Raw genomic sequence first — 17,106 nt, 5'->3', positions numbered from 1 at the left:
TCAGTTGCGGAGCGGCTTGCCGTTCTTGAGCATGTAGGCGATGCGTTCCTGGGTCTTGGGCTGCTGCGCCAGTTCGACGAAGTGCTTGCGTTCCAGGCGGATCAACCACTCTTCGTCGACCACGCTGTTGCGATCGACATTGCCGCCGCAGAGGATGGTGGCGATGCGGGTGGCGATCTCCTCGTCGTAAGGACTGATGAAGCGGCCTTCCGACATGTTCACCAGCAGCATCCGGAACGTGGCGATGCCGACGTCGCCGGCGACGCGGATGTTGCGGGCGGGCAGCGGTGGGCGATAGCCGGCATCGGCCAGCGCACGCGCTTCCGCCTTGGCGATGTGCAGCAGTTCGTAGGCGTTCATCACCACGCGATCGTTCGCGCGCATCAAGCCGAGTTCCTTGGCTTCCATCGCCGAGGTCGACACCTTGGCCATTGCGACCGTCTCGAACACCTTCTTCAGTTCGGCGAAGACATCACCGTTCGCGCCCGCAGCCTGCGAGGCGCGCACCGCGAATTCCTTGAGGCCGCCACCGGCCGGCAGCAGGCCGACGCCGGCTTCGACCAGACCGATGTAGCTTTCGAGATGCGCAACAGTCTTGGCGCTGTGCATCTGGAATTCGCAGCCGCCGCCGAGCGCGAGCCCGCGCACCGCCGCGATCACCGGCACCAGCGAATACTTGATCGCCTGGCTGGTGGCCTGGAAGTTGGCGACCATGGCCTCGAACTGATCGACCTTGCCGGCCTGCAACAGGCCGAGCGCACCGGCGAGATCGGCGCCGGCGGAGAAGGGTTCCTTCGCCTGCCAGATCACCATGCCCTTGAAGTCCTTCTCGGCGCGACGCACGGCTTCCTGGATGCCGTCGAGCACGAAGTCGTTCACCGTGTGCAGCTTGGTCTTGAAGCTGAGCACGGCGATGTCGCCGTCGTCGCTGTCGCGCCACATGCGCACGCCGTCGTTTTCCCACACCGTTTCACCGGTCGGGAAACGTTCGCCCAGCATCGGGTCAGGGAAGCGCTGGCGCTTGTAGACGGCGAGCGACGAACGCGGCACGTCGGAATTACTGCTCGGGCTGTAGCTGCCATCGGCGGCGTAGACGCCGTCGCGTTGCAGCACCCATTCGGGCAGCGGTGCATTGCTCATGGCCTTGCCGGCGGCGATGTCGTCGGCGATCCACTGTGCGACCTGCTTCCAGCCCGCGGCCTGCCAGGTTTCGAACGGACCCAGCGACCAGCCGTAGCCCCAGCGAATCGCCTGGTCGACGTCGCGCGCGGTATCGGCGATGTCCTTCAGGTGATAGGCGCTGTAATGGAACAGGTCGCGGAAGCAGGCCCACAGGAATTGCGCCTGCGGATGATCGCTGGCGCGCAGCGCCGCGAACTTCCTGGCCGGATCCTTTTCCTTGAGGATCTCGACCACCGCCGGTTCCGCCACCGGGTTCGCCGGCACGTAGTCCTGCTTGGCGAGATCGACGACGAGGATGTCCTTGCCGGCCTTGCGGAAAATGCCGGCGCCGGTCTTCTGGCCGAGCGCGCCTTTCTCGATCAACGCCTTCAGCCATGCCGGCGGCGCGAAGTACTGATGCCAGGGATCGTTCGGCAAGGTATCGGCCATGGTCTGGATCACGTGCGCCATGGTGTCGAGACCGACCACGTCGGCGGTGCGATAGGTCGCCGACTTCGGGCGGCCGACCAGTGGACCGGTCAGGGCGTCGACGACGTCGAAACCGAGCTTGAACTGGGCGGTGTGGTGCATCGTCGCCAGGATCGAGAACACGCCGATGCGGTTGCCGATGAAGTTCGGGGTGTCGCGCGCGATCACCACGCCCTTGCCGAGATAGGTGGTGAGGAAGGTTTCCAGGCCTTCGATCACCCAGGCTTCGGTGTGCTTGGCCGGGATCAGTTCGGCGAGATGCATGTAGCGCGGCGGGTTGAAGAAATGCACGCCGCAGAAGCGATGGCGCATCTCTTCCGGCAACACGTCGCTGAGGGTGTTGATGCCGAGGCCCGAGGTGTTCGACGCCAGCACCGCATGCGCGGGCACGAACGGCGCGATCTTCTTGTAGAGATCCTGCTTCCAGTCCATGCGTTCGGCGATGGCTTCGATGATCAGGTCGCAGCTCTTGAGCTCATCGAGGCCGGTTTCGTAGTTGGCGGCGACGATCGCCTCGGCCAGCGACTTGCTGGCGAGCGGGGCCGGCGACAGCTTGGCGAGATTGGCGATCGCCTTCTGGACGATGCCGTTCTTGTCGCCTTCCTTTGCGGGCAGGTCGAACAGCACGGTATCGACGCCGGCATTGACCAGCTGGGCCGCGATCTGCGCGCCCATGACGCCGGCGCCAAGGACGGCGACGCGGCGGACGAGTAGGGGGTTCGACATCTGGAAACTCCTTGGGAGCGAATTTGGAAAGGGATGGAAATCAGGCGCGCAGGCCGGCGGCCGCGAATTCGATCAGGTGACGTGCCGCATCCTGCAGGTGTTCCTTTTCGGAACGATGGCTGGGGCGGCGGATCAGGCCGAAGTCGGCCATGGCGTAGGTCAGGGCGCCGGCGACAAAGTCGAGGCGCCAGTACAGCTCGTCCTTGGGCAGGCTGGGCAGGCAGCGCGCCAGTTCATGGGCGAATTCGCGCAGGACGTGGCCGTAACGGGTCGAGACGAAATCGCGCAGGCCGGCGTTCTGTTCGGCGTAGGCACGGGCGAGGATGCGCACGAAGGCGGCGCCCTGGCGGTCCTGGGCCATCGCCAGCGGCGGTTCGATGAAGGCGGCCAGCACCGGCTCGAGTTCACCGGAATGCTCCTTGCGGGCACGTTCCAGCTGGGCGAGGCGGGCCGCGCTCATTTCGTCCATGCGCCGGCGGAAGACCTCGTTGACCAGGTTTTCCTTGCTGCCGAAGTGGTAATTGACGGCGGCGATGTTGACGTCGGCCATGCCGGTGACTTCGCGCAGCGAGGTGCCGGCGAAACCGTTGAGGGCGAACAACGTCTCAGCGGCGTTGAGAATGCGGTCCTTGGTATTGAACTGGGTCACGGCCATGGCAACACTCGATTGAAACAATCACTTGAATGTGCCGGAAAGATTGAACGCCGTCAACGCCTGCAAGTGCAAGAAGGCGTCAAGAAAGTTAGAATATTTCGGGGAAACCTCTCTAAGTCCGTGTGTGAATGCGGATTTTTCATGCTAGCCTCGGCCGGGCTCGAATCCGGCCTTCCAATTTTCGGAGAACCGTGATATGGCGCTGGAGCGCACTCTTTCCATCATCAAGCCCGATGCCGTTGCCAAGAACGTGATCGGCGAGATCTACACCCGTTTCGAAAAGGCCGGCCTCAAGGTCGTCGCCTCGAAGATGAAGCAGCTGTCGAAGCAGGAAGCCGAAGGCTTCTACGCCGTGCACCGCGAGCGTCCGTTCTTCGCCGCGCTGGTCAACTTCATGATTTCCGGTCCGGTGATGATCCAGGCGCTGGAAGGTGAAAACGCAGTCGCGAAGAATCGTGACCTGATGGGCGCGACCAATCCGAAGGAAGCGGCCGCCGGCACCATCCGCGCCGACTTCGCCGATTCGATCGACGCCAACGCCGTGCACGGTTCGGATTCGCTGGAGAACGCCGCGATCGAAATCGCGTATTTCTTCCCGGCGACGGACGTCTACGCGCGCTGAGCGACATGCAGAACCTCCTCGAACTCGATCGCGAAGGTTTGGAACGCTTCTTCGTCGAAGTCCTCGACGAGAAGCGTTTCCGCGCGCATCAGGTGATGAAGTGGGTGCACCATCGCCACGTCACCACGTTCGAGGAAATGACCGATCTCGGCAAGGCGCTCCGCGCCAAGCTGGAACAGCATGCCGAGATCGTCGTTCCCAATACCCTGTTCGACAAACCGTCGACCGACGGCACCCACAAGTGGCTGCTCGGCATGGATGGCGGCAACGCCATCGAAACGGTCTACATCCCCGACAAGGGCCGCGGCACGCTATGCGTGTCCTCGCAGGTCGGTTGCGCGCTGAACTGCACGTTCTGCTCGACCGCGACCCAGGGCTTCAATCGCAACCTCTCGACCGCCGAGATCATCGGCCAGGTGTGGGTGGCTGCGCGCCATCTCGGCAACGTCCCCCATCGCGAGCGCCGCCTCACCAACGTGGTGATGATGGGCATGGGCGAGCCGTTGATGAATTTCGACAACGTCGTGCGCGCGATGAGCGTGATGCGTGACGATCTCGGCTACGGCCTCGCCAACAAGCGGGTGACGGTGTCGACCGCCGGCCTGGTGCCGATGATCGATCGCCTCGCGACCGAGAGCGACGTGTCGCTGGCGGTGTCGTTGCATGCGCCGTTCGACGCGCTGCGCAACGAACTGGTTCCGCTCAACAAGAAATACGACATCGAGACGCTGATGGATGCCTGCGTGCGCTATGCGCTGCGCAAGAAGGGCGAGTCCGTCACCTTCGAGTACACGCTGATGCGCGGCGTCAACGACCAGATCGAGCATGCCCGCGCGCTGGCGCGCCTGATGCACGAGTTCGATCGCCGCGTGCAGATGAAGGATGCCGCCAAGGTCAACCTGATTCCGTTCAACCCGTTCCCGGGCACGCGCTACGAGCGCTCCAGCGCCGACGACATCCGCGCCTTCCAGAAGGTGTTGAACAACGCCGGCCTGGTCGCGCCGCTGCGGCGCACGCGCGGCGACGACATCGACGCCGCCTGCGGCCAGTTGAAGGGGCAGGTGCTCGATCGCACCCGTCGCCAGGCCGAGCACAAGAAACGCCTGGAAGCGCAGGGAGGCTTCGATGCGGTGGCGTGAAGGCGCATTGCTGGCCGTGGCGCTCGCACTGGCATCGCTGACCGGCTGCAATCGATTGACGTTCGTCAAGCCGAACTTGAGCAAGATGAAGACCGAGCAGGTCCGTCATCTCCCCGATGTCCGCGACAGCGACGCCGATCGCCAGCGCATGGCCCAGTCCGATACGCTGCAGCTCGCCGGCAATCGCCTGCAGGCGAATGACCTCGATGGCGCGGAGAAAGGCGCAAGGCAGGTATTGGCGAGCGATCGCGGCAACGCGCAGGCAATGACGATCCTTGCATTGGTCGAACAACACCGCGGCCGCATCGCCGATGCCGGCGGATGGTTCAAGCGCGCCGCCGAGCAGTCGAGCTCGGGCCCGGCGGAGTGGGGCAATTACGGCACCTGGTTGTGCGAAGCCAACCAGCCGGCGGAATCGTTGCAGTGGCTGGATCGTTCGCTGGCCTATCCCGACGCGATCGATCTCGCCGGAATGCGCGCGAACGCCGGCAAGTGCGCGTTGCGCGCCGGCCAGGCCGAACGCGCCGAACGCGATCTCCGCGCCGCGCTCGAGCTGTCGCCGTCGAATGCGGTGGCGTTGGATGGCATGGCCCAGTGGATGTTCGCGCGCGGACGCATGCTGGAAGCGCGTGCCTTCTCCGAGCGCCGCCTCGCGCTTGGCGCTCCGACGGCCGATCTCCTTTCTCGTGCCGCAGAAATCGAAACACGCCTGGGCGACCAGGCGGCAGCCAGCCGTTACCGCCAGCGGATGGCACAGGAATTCCCGAACGCTACTCCCAACGTCAGGGGAAATTGAGCAATGCAAGACGATCAGTTCCAGTTTGCAGCCAGCATGTCGGCGACTGCGGAGCACGGAGCGCTGTTGCGCACCGCACGCAAGGCGCAGGGCATGACGCTCCAGGATGCGGCGCAACGCACGCGCATCCCGATGCGCACGCTCGAGGCCCTCGAGTTGGGCGAGTGGGATCGCGCCGGCGCCGGCGTGTTCGTGCGCGGACAGCTGCGCAGCTATGGCCGCCTGCTTGGCCTCGATACTTCGGGCTGGATGGAAGAGGCGCCGGCCGTCGAGCCGCCGAAGCTGGTCAGCCACCAGCGCACGCCGATGGCGCAGCGTTTCGTCGATGAAATCGGTCGCAAGCTGGTCTATGTCGTGATCACCCTGACCATCGGCATCCCGGTATGGCTGATGGCGACCCGTTCCCCGGTCGCCACGCTGCCGGGCGAAACCGCCAGCCTCGAAGTGCCGAAGACGGCCGCATCGACCCCGGCGCAATCCGCGGCCCCGGCGCAGCACGCACCGGAGTCGCAACCCCGGCAGGCGGTCGCGATGGCATCGATGGCGCCGGTGCCGGGACAGGCGGGCGTTCCCGCCGCCGCGCTCAGCATCCGCTTCGATGGCGAAAGCTGGATGCAGGCCTATGCCCCGGATGGCAGCGTGATCGAAAAAGGCCTGGTCAAGGCCGGCGAATCGCGCAGTTTCGCTTCCGGTCAGCTGGGCCGCATTACGCTCGGCAACGCCAGTCAGTTGCATGTCGAGCATGCCGGCCAGGCCGTCGACCTGACGCCCTACATCCGATCGGATGTCGCGCGCTTTGCGGTATCCTCTGACGGCACGCCGGGCTCGGTCTCCAACTGAGCTGGCGCAAGCCTGAAAGACAACCGATCCGCAATTGTTCCGCGCTGTGCGCGGTGGTGAACCCGCATGGCAATGGATGAACTCCTAAACGAACACGAACAGGGCGAACGCGTCCGCTCCTGGCTGCAGAAGAACGCCGGCAGCCTGATCGGCGGCGTTGCCGTCGGCATCGCGATCATCTCGGGCTGGCAATGGTGGGGCAACCGCCAGCATGGCCAGCAGATGCACGATGCCGAGCAGTACGAAGCGCTGGTCAGCGATGCCAACAACGATCCGGCCAAGCTGTCCGCCGGTCTCGGCAAGCTGAAGGTCGATTCCATGTATGGCGCGCTGGCACGCATGCAGCTGGCGAAGGCGCAGGTCGATGCCGGCAAGCCGCAGGACGCATTGGCGACGTTGCGTGCGATCCAGGCCAGCGACAGCAGCGGCCTGGCCGACGTCATCAATGTCCGCATCGGCCGTCTGCTGGTCGAGACCGGCAAGCCTGCCGATGCCGTTGCGCTGCTGAGCAAGGCGACCTCGTCCGGTGCGCTGGAAGTCGTTGGCGACGCCCAGGCCAAGCTGGGCAAGCCGCAGGACGCACAAGCGACGTACAAGCGCGCGCTGACCACGCTGGAAGTGGGCAGTCCCGAGCGCATGATCGTTGAACTCAAGCTGGCCGATGTTGGCGGCGCACCATGACCGTGAGGTTCCCCGGAATGATCTCCAGCACGTCCCTGATCCGTGCCACCGCCGTCCTTGCCTGCGTGCTCGCCATTGGCGGCTGCCAGACCACCAAGAACCTGTTCAAGGGCAAGGGCGCGGACAAGGATCCCAAGCCGGCCAAGCTGGTTGAATTCGCGCCGAGCGCGACCGTCAGCAAGCTGTGGTCGATCAACGTCGGCAAGGGCGAGAAGACCATCGGCACGCGCCAGCACCCGGCAATCGCCGACGGCCACGTCTATGCCGCGGCCGGCCTTGGTGGCGTCGATGCCATCGACCTGCAGACCGGCAAGGTGCAATGGACCTATCGTCCCAAGGAACGCAAGGACAAGAAGAACACCAGCTTCAGCGGCGGCCCCGGCGTCGGCAGCGGCCTGGTGGTGGTGGGCACGCTCGAGGGCGACGTGATCGCGCTCGACCAGGCCACCGGCACCGAGAAGTGGAGCGGCAAGCTGCTCAATGAAATCCTCGCCGCGCCGGCCGTCGGCAATGGCGTGGTGGTGGTGCATTCCAACGATGGCAAGGTCACCGCATTCGACGCCGCGACCGGCGAGAAGCGCTGGACCTGGTCGTCGGAACCGGTGCCGCTGAGCGTGCGTGGCAACTCCACGCCGGTGATCGGTCCGGGTTACGTCTTCGTCGGAACCGACGGCGGCAAGCTGGTCGCACTGTCGTTGACCGACGGCGGCCTGCTGTGGGAGACCACGGTGGCCGATGCCGATGGTCGCAGCGACATCGCGCGCATGAACGATTCCGATGGCGCGCCGGTGATGCAGGGCAACGTGCTTTACGCCTCCAGCTACAAGCCGCGCACGATCGCGGTGGACGCGCCGAGCGGCCAGCTGATGTGGGTGCAGGAACATGGCGGCGTCGGCGGTATCGGCATCAGTAGCGACCGTGCCGTGGTGTCCGACAACAAGGACATCGTCTGGGGCATGGATCGCAACACTGGCGCGCCGATGTGGCAGCAGAACGGCTTCACCCTGCGCAATATCTCGGCGCCGGTGGTGCAGGGCGGTTATGCGGTGGTCGGCGACTACCAGGGCTACCTGCACTGGCTGAAGCTTGCCGATGGCCAGCTCGCCGCGCGCACCCGCATGACTTCCAAGGCGATCGCCGCGCAACCGGTGGTGTCCGAGGATGGCGTGCTGGTCGCCCAGGATATCGACGGCAATATCGCCGCCTTCCGCGTCAGCCCGTGATGCCATGTTGCCGACGGTAGCGCTCGTAGGCCGCCCCAACGTCGGCAAATCCACGCTGTTCAATGCGCTGACGCGCAGTCGCGACGCGCTGGTCCACGACCAGCCCGGCGTGACCCGCGATCGCAATTACGGTGTTTGCCGCGCCAATCCCGAACGCCCGTTCGTGGTGGTCGATACCGGCGGTATCGCCGGTGAAGACGAAGGCCTGGCCGGCGCCACTGCGCGCCAGGCGCGCGCCGCCGCGGCGGAAGCCGATCTCGTGCTGTTCGTGGTCGATGGCCGCGAAGGGCCGTCGGCGCTCGATGACGAAATCCTCGGTTGGCTGCGCAAGACCGCGCGGCCGACGCTGCTGATCGTCAACAAGGTCGACGGCATCGACACCCAGTCGGCGCTCAACGAATTCGCGCGCTACGGTTTTACCGACGTGATCGCGACGGCGGCCTCGCATCGTTCCGGCATCGACGAATTGCTGGATGACGTCTTTGCGCGTCTACCGGAAGCCGGGCAAGGCGAAGCACTGGACAATGATCCCGAGCGCGTCCGCATCGCTTTCGTTGGCCGTCCCAACGTCGGCAAGTCGACGCTGGTGAACCGCATCCTCGGCGAGGAGCGGATGATCGCCTCCGACGTGCCGGGCACCACGCGCGATTCGGTGTCCATCGACATGGAGCGCGACGGCCGCAAATACCGCCTGATCGATACCGCGGGCCTGCGCCGTCGTTCCAAGGTCGAGGAAGCGGTCGAGAAATTTTCGGTGGTGAAGACGCTGCAGGCGATCGAGCAATGCCAGGTCGCGGTGCTGATGCTGGATGCGACCGAGGGCGTCACCGACCAGGACGCGACGGTGCTGGGCGCCGTGCTCGATGCCGGGCGCGCGCTGGTGATCGTCATCAACAAGTGGGACGGGCTGAGCACCTACCAGCGCGAACAGGCGGAATCCCTGCTGGCGCGCAAACTCAGCTTCGTCGAGTGGGCGCAATCGGTGCGTATCTCGGCGCTGCATGGTTCCGGCCTGCGCGAGCTGTTCCGCGCGATCCATCGCGCGCACGCCTCGGCCACGCGCGAATTCGGCACCAGCGAAGTCACCCAGGCGATCGAGGCGGCGTATGCAGCCAATCCGCCGCCGGTGGTGCGCGGCCATGTCGCCAAGCTGCGCTTCGCCCATCCGGGCGGCGCGAATCCGCCGACCTTCATCATCCACGGCACGCGCCTGAAGACCTTGAGCGAGACTTATCGTCGCTATCTCGAGAATTTCTTCCGCAAGCGCTTCAAGTTGATCGGCACGCCCGTGCGTTTCGTTTTCAAGGAAAACGACAATCCGTACAAGGACAAGAAGAACGTCCTGAGCGATCGCCAGCTCGCCAAGCGCCAGCGGATGATCCGCCACATCAAGCGCAACGAATGAGCGTCGAACGCATCGCGCCGGCCGAAGCCTTGCGGCGGGTCCGCGATGGCGTGGTGCTGGTGGACGTGCGTTCTTCCGACGAACGCGCGCTGGGCATGGCCGATGGCGCGCTGGGCATCGTCGCGGCCGAGTTGCTCGAGTCGGCCGCAGATCGTTTTCCGGACACATCGGCTGCGTTGATCCTGATCTGCCAGCGCGGCACGCGTTCGCTCGCCGCGGCCGAAGCCTTGTTCGCGCGCGGCTATAGCAGCGTCGCATCGATCGACGGCGGCACCGAACGCTGGCAGGCCGAAGGCCTGCCGATGCAGGCGAGGGCGGAGGACGATGATTTCCTCGATCGCTATTCGCGCCAGATCCGCCTGCCGCAGGTCGGTCTCGACGGGCAGAAGAAGCTGCAGGCCGCGACGATCACGGTGGTCGGCGCAGGCGGTCTCGGTTCGCCGGCGGCGTTCTATCTTGCGGCCGCGGGCATCGGTCGCTTGCGCATCGTCGACGACGACGTGGTCGACCGCAGCAACCTGCAACGCCAGATCCTGCACGCCAACGATCGCATCGGCAAAGCGAAGGTGGCTTCGGCGCAGCAGACACTGTCGGCGCTGAACCCGCGCACGAACATCGAAGCCATCAACCTGCGCATCGTCGAATCGAATGTCGATGCCCTGATCGCGGATGCCGACGTGGTGATCGATGGCGCCGACAATTTCCCGGTGCGCCATGTCCTCAACGACGCCTGCCTGCGTCTCGGCAAGCCGCTGGTCTACGGCGCGGTGCAGCGGTTCGATGGGCAGGTGAGCGTGTTCGATGCCGGCCGCCATCGCGGCGTCGCGCCGTGCTATCGCTGCCTGTTTCCGGAGGCGCCGACCGATGCGCCGAATTGCGCGGAAGCCGGCGTGCTCGGCGTGCTGCCGGGCGTGGTCGGGATGTTGCAGGCAACCGAGGCGATCAAGCTGATCCTCGGCATCGGTGCGCCGCTGACCGGACGCCTGCTGGCCTTCGATGCGTTGTCGATGCGCTTTCGCGAGACGCGAATTCCGGTTGATCCCGAGTGCCCCGCCTGCGGTCATCCGGCCTGAGCGATCCCCAAGTCGCGCTGGTCGGCGATAATGCGCGTCCGCATTCCCCGACGGCCCCTGCATGACCGCACGCATCCTCGACGGCAAACGCATCGCCGACACCCTGCTCGACGAACTGAAACTGCAGGTCGATGCGCGCGTCGCCGCCGGCAAATCGCGTCCCGGTCTGGCGGTGGTGCTGGTGGGCGGAGACCCCGCCTCGCAGAGCTATGTGCGCAACAAGCGCCGTGCCGCGGCCAAGGTCGGCATCCAGGCCTTCGACTACGACTTGCCCGAAGGCACCACCGAAGCCGAACTGCTGGCATTGATCGACACGCTCAACGCGGATCCGCAGGTGCACGGGATCCTGGTCCAGCTGCCGCTGCCGGGCATCCCCGATGCCACCCACCTGATCGAGCGCATCCGTCCCGACAAGGACGTGGATGGCTTCCATCCCGCCAATGTCGGCCATCTGGTGCTGCGCCAGTTCGGCCTGCGCCCGTGCACGCCACGCGGCATCACCACGCTGCTGGCCTGGACCGACAGGCCAGTACGCGGCCAGAGCGCGACGATCGTCGGCGTCTCCAACCACGTCGGTCGCCCGATGGCGCTTGAGTTGCTGATCGCCGGCTGCACGGTGACCAGCTGCCACAAGTTCACGCCACCCGAGGTGCTGGAGGCCGCCGTGCGCGGCGCCGATATCCTGGTGGTGGCGGTCGGCCGTCCGGCGCTGATCCCGGGCGAGTGGGTCAAGCCCGGCGCGGTGGTGATCGACGTCGGCATCAACCGCCTCGACGACGGCCGTCTGGTCGGCGACGTCGGCTTCACCGCTGCCTCGGAACGGGCCAGCTGGATCACCCCGGTTCCGGGCGGGGTCGGGCCGATGACGGTGGCGACCCTGATGCAGAACACATTGGAGGCTGCAAACGCGTTACAATGACGCGCTTCCCAAGCCAACCGGACTGCCAATGCTCCGCATCCTGGCCGAAGCACTCACATACGACGACGTTTCCCTCGTTCCCGCCCATTCGCTGGTCCTGCCCAAGGACGTGTCGCTGGCGGCGAACCTCACCAACACACTGCGCCTGAACCTGCCGATCGTTTCGGCGGCGATGGATACCGTGACCGATGCGCGGTTCGCGATCGCGCTGGCCCAGCTCGGCGGCATCGGCATCCTCCACAAGAACATGAGCGTTGCCGAACAGGCCGCCAGCGTGCGCCGGGTCAAGAGCTTCGAGTCCGGGATCATCCGCGAGCCGTTCACCGTGCATCCGGAAACCACGATCGGCGAAGTGCTGAAGCTGACGCGTGCGCGCAACATCTCCGGCGTGCCGGTGGTCGACGAGAACGGCCAGCTGGTCGGCATCGTCACCGGTCGCGACATGCGCTTCGAACGCAAGCTCGACGATCCGGTGCGCCACATCATGACCAAGAAGGATCGCCTGATCACGGTGCAGGAAGGCGCCAGCGACGAGGAAGTGCTGGAAAAACTGCATCGCAACCGCATCGAGAAGGTGCTGGTGGTGAACGACGAGTTCGCGCTGCGCGGGCTGATCACCGTCAAGGACATCCAGAAGAAGAGCGACAACCCCAACGCCGCCTATGACGCCAGCGAACGCTTGCTGGTCGGCGCGGCGGTGAGCCCGGGTGGAGACATCGAACAGCGCATCGAGGCCCTGGCCGCCGCGGGCGTGGACGTGGTCGTCCTCGATTCCGCCCACGGCCATTCGCAGGGCGTGATCGACCGCGTCGCCTGGACCAAGAAGCATTTCCCGCAGTTGCAGGTGATCGGCGGCAACATCGTCACCGGCGACGCCGCACTGGCCTTGATGGATGCAGGCGCCGATGCGGTGAAGGTCGGCGTCGGTCCCGGTTCGATCTGCACCACGCGCGTGGTCGCGGGCGTCGGCGTGCCGCAGGTCACCGCAGTGTCGATGGTGGCGGAAGCGCTGCAGGATCGCATCCCGCTGATCGCCGATGGCGGCATCCGCTATTCCGGCGATCTCGGCAAGGCGCTGGCTGCCGGCGCGTCGACGATCATGATCGGCGGCCTGTTCGCCGGCACCGAGGAATCGCCGGGCGAAACCGAACTGTTCCAGGGGCGCAGCTACAAGAGCTATCGCGGCATGGGCTCGCTCGGCGCGATGGAAAAGGGCTCGAAGGATCGCTACTTCCAGGACGCCTCCGATGCCGACAAGCTGGTGCCGGAAGGCATCGAAGGCCGCGTGCCGTATCGCGGTCCGCTGGCCGCGGTCGTGCATCAGCTCATGGGCGGTTTGCGCGCGACGATGGGTTACGTCGGTTGCGCGACCGTCGATGAAATGCGCAAGAAGCCGCAGTTCGTGAAGGTGTCGAACGCGGGGCAGCGCGAAAGTCACGTCCACGACGTGCAGATCACGAAAGAGCCGCCGAACTATCGAGCGGGTTGATCCGTCCATCAAAGGGAGCCGCAAGACTCCCTTTGTTGTTTTCATCATCGGAAAAATTTCATCGCATGACCAACATCCATTCCGACAAGATCCTCATCCTCGACTTCGGCGCGCAGTACACCCAGCTGATCGCGCGGCGCATCCGCGAAATCGGCGTGTATTGCGAGATCTGGGCCTGGGACCACGATCCGGCCGAGATCGCCGCATTCGGCGCCAGGGGCATCATCCTGTCGGGTGGTCCGGAATCGACCACCGAGGCGAACTGTCCGGCTGCACCGCAACAGGTGTTCGATGCCATGGTGCCGCTGCTCGGCATCTGCTACGGCATGCAGACGCTGGCGGTGCAGTTGGGCGGCGGAACCGAAGCCGGCAACCAGCGCGAATTCGGCCATGCGCAGTTGCAGTTCACCGGCGACGACGTGCTGATGCAGGCGCTTGCAAGTGTGGCCGATGGCAGCAACGTGTGGATGAGCCACGGCGACCACGTCTCCAAGGCGCCGCCGGGGTTCCATGTGACCGCGAAAACCGATCGCCTCGGCATCGCCGCGTTCGCCGACGACCAGCGCCACATCTACGGCGTGCAGTTTCATCCGGAAGTCACCCACACCCGTGGCGGCGAGGCGCTGCTGCGCAAGTTCGTGGTCGATGTCTGCGGCTGCAAGACGCTGTGGACGTCCGCCAACATCATCGGGGACCAGATCGCGCGCGTGCGCGAACAAGTTGGTTCCGATGAGGTGATCCTCGGCCTGTCGGGCGGCGTCGATTCGTCGGTGGTCGCGGCGCTGTTGCATCGTGCGATCGGCGACCAGCTCACCTGCGTCTTCGTCGATACCGGCCTGCTGCGCTGGCAGGAAGGCGACCAGGTGATGGCGATGTTCGCCGAGCACATGGGCGTCAAGGTGATTCGCGTCAATGCCGCCGACCGCTACTTCGACAAGCTCAAGGGCGTCGAGGATCCGGAAGCCAAGCGCAAGATCATCGGCAACCTGTTCATCGAGATCTTCGACGAGGAATCGGCGAAGCTTGCGAACGCCAAGTGGCTGGCGCAGGGCACGATCTATCCGGACGTGATCGAGTCGGCCGGCAGCAAGACCGGCAAGGCGCACGTCATCAAGAGCCACCACAACGTCGGTGGCCTGCCCGAGGACATGAAGCTCGGCCTGGTCGAGCCGTTGCGCGAACTGTTCAAGGACGAAGTGCGTCGCCTCGGCGTCGAGCTCGGCCTGCCGCGCGAGATGGTCTACCGCCATCCGTTCCCGGGCCCGGGCCTGGGCGTGCGCATCCTCGGCGAGGTGAAGCGCGAATACGCCGAACTGCTGGCGAAGGCTGACCACATCTTCATCGATGAACTGCGCAAGGCCGATCTCTACGACAAGACTTCGCAGGCGTTCGCGGTGTTCCTGCCGGTGAAGTCGGTCGGCGTGGTCGGCGACGCCCGCGCCTACGAATGGGTGATCGCGCTGCGCGCGGTCGAGACCATCGACTTCATGACCGCGCACTGGGCGCACCTGCCGTACGACTTCCTGGGCACGGTGTCGAACCGGATCATCAACGAATTGCGCGGCGTCTCGCGCGTGGTCTACGACATCAGCGGCAAGCCGCCGGCGACGATTGAGTGGGAGTAAACGACCCGCTTGCGAGCCATTGGCTCGCGGGTCGTTTACTGACTGGCCACGGATGGCCGGGCCGGGTTATCCGGAGGCTGAAGTGTTGCGCCATGGATGGCGACATTGAAGTAGAACGAAAAGGCGAGAATCACCTTCCGCATACATCCTTGCCAGCACTTGCCGCGTGGAATTCCAGCAAAATGCCGAGATCGTCGCGCGTCGGCGCGAGGAATGACTGGCCGAACGTTCCGCTGTAACGCTTCACGGGATGCTCGTAACCGCGTTCGACCAGGCGTTGCGCGCGAGCGAGATCGGCGACGGCCACGCTGGCGCCGATGATCTGTGGCCCGCCTGACTGCAGGGCGTCGGCGGCGATTCCCGCGCCATCGGGCTGCAACAGCAAAATTGCCTTGTCGCCGACGCTTACGCAGACGCCGCGCGCGGCGATGTCCGGCAACCGGATCGGCTTGCCGTTCTTCAGGCCGAGCGCCGCCAGTTGCGTGCGATCGCGTTCGACATCGGCGGACAGCAGCCAGTAGGCGGTCAGTGCGCGGGCGCCATTGGGATGCACGCGTGCGGCCAGCCAGTCGCCGGGCGCTGGCGTGGCGCTGAGGTCGGGCGCCCATGCCTTGTCATAGTCGATCAGGAACAGGTTGCTCGACAGCGGCTGCTTCTCGAAGGCGAACAATCGCCAGCCGGTCCGACCGTTCGCCAACTTCGGGCCGTCGAATACCGGCGTCGGCTTCCAGCCAAGTGCGGTGACCGCGTCATGCATCCGGTCCAGGGTCGTCGTGCGCAAGCCGAGCGTTCGTGCGCCTGCCGCGCCTTTCAACGCCACCTGGTCCGCCTGCGCGCCGGGATCGAGTTCGGGGTTCGCGCGGGTTATTCCGAGCAGCTCGATGTAGCTGCCGTCGGCGAAACGCACATAGCGATTGGCGAGTCCCGCGGGATCGCGTCCCTGTTTGACCTGGAAGCCGAGCTTGACCGCCATGTCGGCGCTGACTTGGTCGATGCTGCGGCCCCACAACAGGAAATGATCGATGGAGGTTGCCGGCATCTGCGGCTGCGCAGGCGTCGCCGATCGTATGGGGGCAGCGGCGACGGCGGCGAAGGCGAGCGTTGCGGCAAGGAGGAGTGGACGCATGTGGGTCTCCCGGGAGTCGATGGCGCATTCTCCGGCGCAGGCATCCGTGGTGGCGATAACCTCCGAGGTCATGGCCGGGGTTGCAGGCGGCTGCCCATTAGTATCATGGCGGTATCGTCCGGGAGTCACGATTTGCTAATCGCGCCAGTCACCGCCGCAGACCTCGACGCGCTGTCCGCGCTGCTGATCGAAACGGTCGCGGCCAACGGTTCGGTCGGCTTCATGCATCCGCTGGCGGAACCGGAGGCGCAGGCGTTCTGGTCGCAGGCCTTGGCATCGGCGGCACGCGGGGAACGCATCGTCCTCGGTGCATGGCGCGATGGACAACTCGTCGGGACCGGTACCTTGGTGCTGGCGATGGCGCCCAGCCAGCCACATCGCGCCGAATTGACCAAGGTAATGACTGCACAGTCGGCACGCGGCGCGGGCATCGGCGCCGCATTGATCGAGGCGCTTGAACAATCGGCGCGCGATCACGGCAAATCGTTGCTGACACTGGATGCCGCGGTGATCGAGGGGGCGACCACGTTCTATCGGCGACTTGGCTATCGCAGCGTCGGCGACATTCCCGATTACGCTTACAAGCCGCTGGGTGGACTCGGCGCGACGCGGGTGTTCTGGAAATCGCTTGATGCGCCATCGCAAGTCGTGAATCCGGCTCATGATCCGGTGGTCGATGCGCAATGGATGCGCCGCGCGCTGGAGCTGGCCGAACGCGCGGTGTCCGAAGACGACGAAATCCCGGTTGCTGCGATCGTGGTGTCGTCCGATGGCGAGGTGATCGGCGAAGGCTGGAACCGCAACATCGCCGAGCACGACCCTTCAGCGCACGCCGAGATCGTGGCGATGCGCCGGGCCGGGCAGGCGTTGGGCAATCATCGCCTGGTCGGTTGCACGCTTTACGTCACGCTGGAGCCTTGCGCGATGTGCGCAATGGCTGCAGTGCATGCGCGGATTGCCCGCGTCGTCTATGGCGCATCCGATCCCAAGACCGGCGCGGCCGGCAGCGTGTTCGACCTGCTTGCCGATCCCCGCCACAACCATCGCGTCGAAGTGGCGGGCGGCGTGTTGGCGGATGAAGCCGGAACGCGGCTCACCAATTATTTCCGGGGCAAGCGCGGCAAGCCGCCGTTGTGA

At 65.4% G+C, this 17,106-nt stretch carries 15 protein-coding genes and 1 pseudogene; 13 read left to right on the top strand and 3 right to left on the bottom strand.

What is annotated here, in order from left to right; translation table 11 throughout:
• Both ABE093_RS01895 and ABE093_RS01890 read right to left on the bottom strand, forming a co-directional pair.
• Positions 1-2,376: a 3-hydroxyacyl-CoA dehydrogenase/enoyl-CoA hydratase family protein gene (locus ABE093_RS01895; RefSeq protein ID WP_430759166.1), complete on the bottom strand. Its 2,376-nt coding sequence runs from the start codon at positions 2,374-2,376 to the stop codon at positions 1-3.
• A 40-nt stretch (positions 2,377-2,416) separates the two neighbouring features.
• Positions 2,417-3,031: a TetR family transcriptional regulator gene (locus tag ABE093_RS01890; RefSeq protein WP_430759165.1), complete on the bottom strand. Its 615-nt coding sequence runs from the start codon at positions 3,029-3,031 to the stop codon at positions 2,417-2,419.
• Between the two features lie 196 nt (positions 3,032-3,227).
• Between ABE093_RS01890 and ndk the strand changes: the two genes are divergently transcribed.
• From ndk to guaA, 11 genes are all read left to right on the top strand, one after another.
• A complete protein-coding gene (ndk, locus tag ABE093_RS01885; protein ID WP_430759164.1) occupies positions 3,228-3,653 on the top strand; it encodes a nucleoside-diphosphate kinase in 426 nt (141 codons plus the stop codon).
• Between the two features lie 5 nt (positions 3,654-3,658).
• The gene (gene rlmN, locus ABE093_RS01880; RefSeq protein WP_430759163.1) at positions 3,659-4,792 is read left to right on the top strand and encodes a 23S rRNA (adenine(2503)-C(2))-methyltransferase RlmN; all 1,134 of its coding nucleotides are present in this window, start codon (positions 3,659-3,661) and stop codon (positions 4,790-4,792) included.
• A complete protein-coding gene (locus ABE093_RS01875; RefSeq protein WP_430759162.1) occupies positions 4,779-5,588 on the top strand; it encodes a type IV pilus biogenesis/stability protein PilW in 810 nt (269 codons plus the stop codon). The genes rlmN and ABE093_RS01875 overlap by 14 nt, the downstream gene beginning before the upstream one ends.
• A 3-nt stretch (positions 5,589-5,591) precedes the next feature.
• Positions 5,592-6,428 (top strand): helix-turn-helix domain-containing protein, encoded by an 837-nt coding sequence (locus ABE093_RS01870; protein ID WP_430759161.1) that lies wholly within the window; start codon positions 5,592-5,594, stop codon positions 6,426-6,428.
• A gap of 66 nt (positions 6,429-6,494) precedes the next feature.
• Positions 6,495-7,109: a YfgM family protein gene (locus tag ABE093_RS01865; RefSeq protein ID WP_430759160.1), complete on the top strand. Its 615-nt coding sequence runs from the start codon at positions 6,495-6,497 to the stop codon at positions 7,107-7,109.
• Positions 7,110-7,129: 20 nt separating this feature from the next.
• Positions 7,130-8,332 carry an outer membrane protein assembly factor BamB gene (gene bamB, locus ABE093_RS01860; protein ID WP_430760056.1) on the top strand — a complete coding sequence of 401 codons (1,203 nt, stop codon included), beginning with the start codon at positions 7,130-7,132 and terminating at the stop codon, positions 8,330-8,332.
• A gap of 4 nt (positions 8,333-8,336) precedes the next feature.
• On the top strand, positions 8,337-9,737 hold the full coding sequence (der, locus tag ABE093_RS01855) for a ribosome biogenesis GTPase Der (RefSeq protein WP_430759159.1): 1,401 nt from the start codon (positions 8,337-8,339) through the stop codon (positions 9,735-9,737).
• Positions 9,734-10,810: a molybdopterin-synthase adenylyltransferase MoeB gene (gene moeB / locus ABE093_RS01850; RefSeq protein WP_430759158.1), complete on the top strand. Its 1,077-nt coding sequence runs from the start codon at positions 9,734-9,736 to the stop codon at positions 10,808-10,810. Before der ends, moeB begins: the two co-directional genes overlap by 4 nt.
• Positions 10,811-10,871: 61 nt before the next feature.
• Positions 10,872-11,729: a bifunctional methylenetetrahydrofolate dehydrogenase/methenyltetrahydrofolate cyclohydrolase FolD gene (gene folD, locus ABE093_RS01845; RefSeq protein ID WP_430759157.1), complete on the top strand. Its 858-nt coding sequence runs from the start codon at positions 10,872-10,874 to the stop codon at positions 11,727-11,729.
• 28 nt (positions 11,730-11,757) lie between these two features.
• Positions 11,758-13,218, top strand: coding sequence for an IMP dehydrogenase (guaB, locus tag ABE093_RS01840; protein ID WP_430759156.1), 1,461 nt, complete (start codon positions 11,758-11,760; stop codon positions 13,216-13,218).
• A gap of 65 nt (positions 13,219-13,283) precedes the next feature.
• Positions 13,284-14,843 (top strand): glutamine-hydrolyzing GMP synthase, encoded by a 1,560-nt coding sequence (gene guaA / locus ABE093_RS01835; protein WP_430759155.1) that lies wholly within the window; start codon positions 13,284-13,286, stop codon positions 14,841-14,843.
• A gap of 130 nt (positions 14,844-14,973) precedes the next feature.
• Here guaA and ABE093_RS01830 read toward each other — a convergent pair whose 3' ends face one another.
• Entirely contained in the window at positions 14,974-15,969 is a 996-nt protein-coding gene (locus ABE093_RS01830; protein WP_430759154.1) for a VOC family protein, read from the bottom strand.
• Here ABE093_RS01830 and ABE093_RS01825 point away from each other — a divergent pair.
• Together ABE093_RS01825 and tadA are read left to right on the top strand one after the other, a co-directional pair.
• Positions 15,859-16,518 (top strand): annotated as a pseudogene (locus ABE093_RS01825) (GNAT family N-acetyltransferase); the annotation flags it as partial. The gene ABE093_RS01830 and the pseudogene ABE093_RS01825 overlap by 111 nt on opposite strands.
• A 138-nt stretch (positions 16,519-16,656) precedes the next feature.
• Positions 16,657-17,106 carry a tRNA adenosine(34) deaminase TadA gene (tadA, locus tag ABE093_RS01820; protein ID WP_430760055.1) on the top strand — a complete coding sequence of 150 codons (450 nt, stop codon included), beginning with the start codon at positions 16,657-16,659 and terminating at the stop codon, positions 17,104-17,106.

The sequence above is a fragment of the Solilutibacter silvestris genome (genome assembly GCF_050574925.1).
Classification (GTDB): Bacteria; Pseudomonadota; Gammaproteobacteria; order Xanthomonadales; family Xanthomonadaceae; genus Solilutibacter; species Solilutibacter silvestris_A.
Note: the sequence above shows the minus strand (reverse complement) of the source record. Positions and strands in the feature narration are given on the sequence as shown.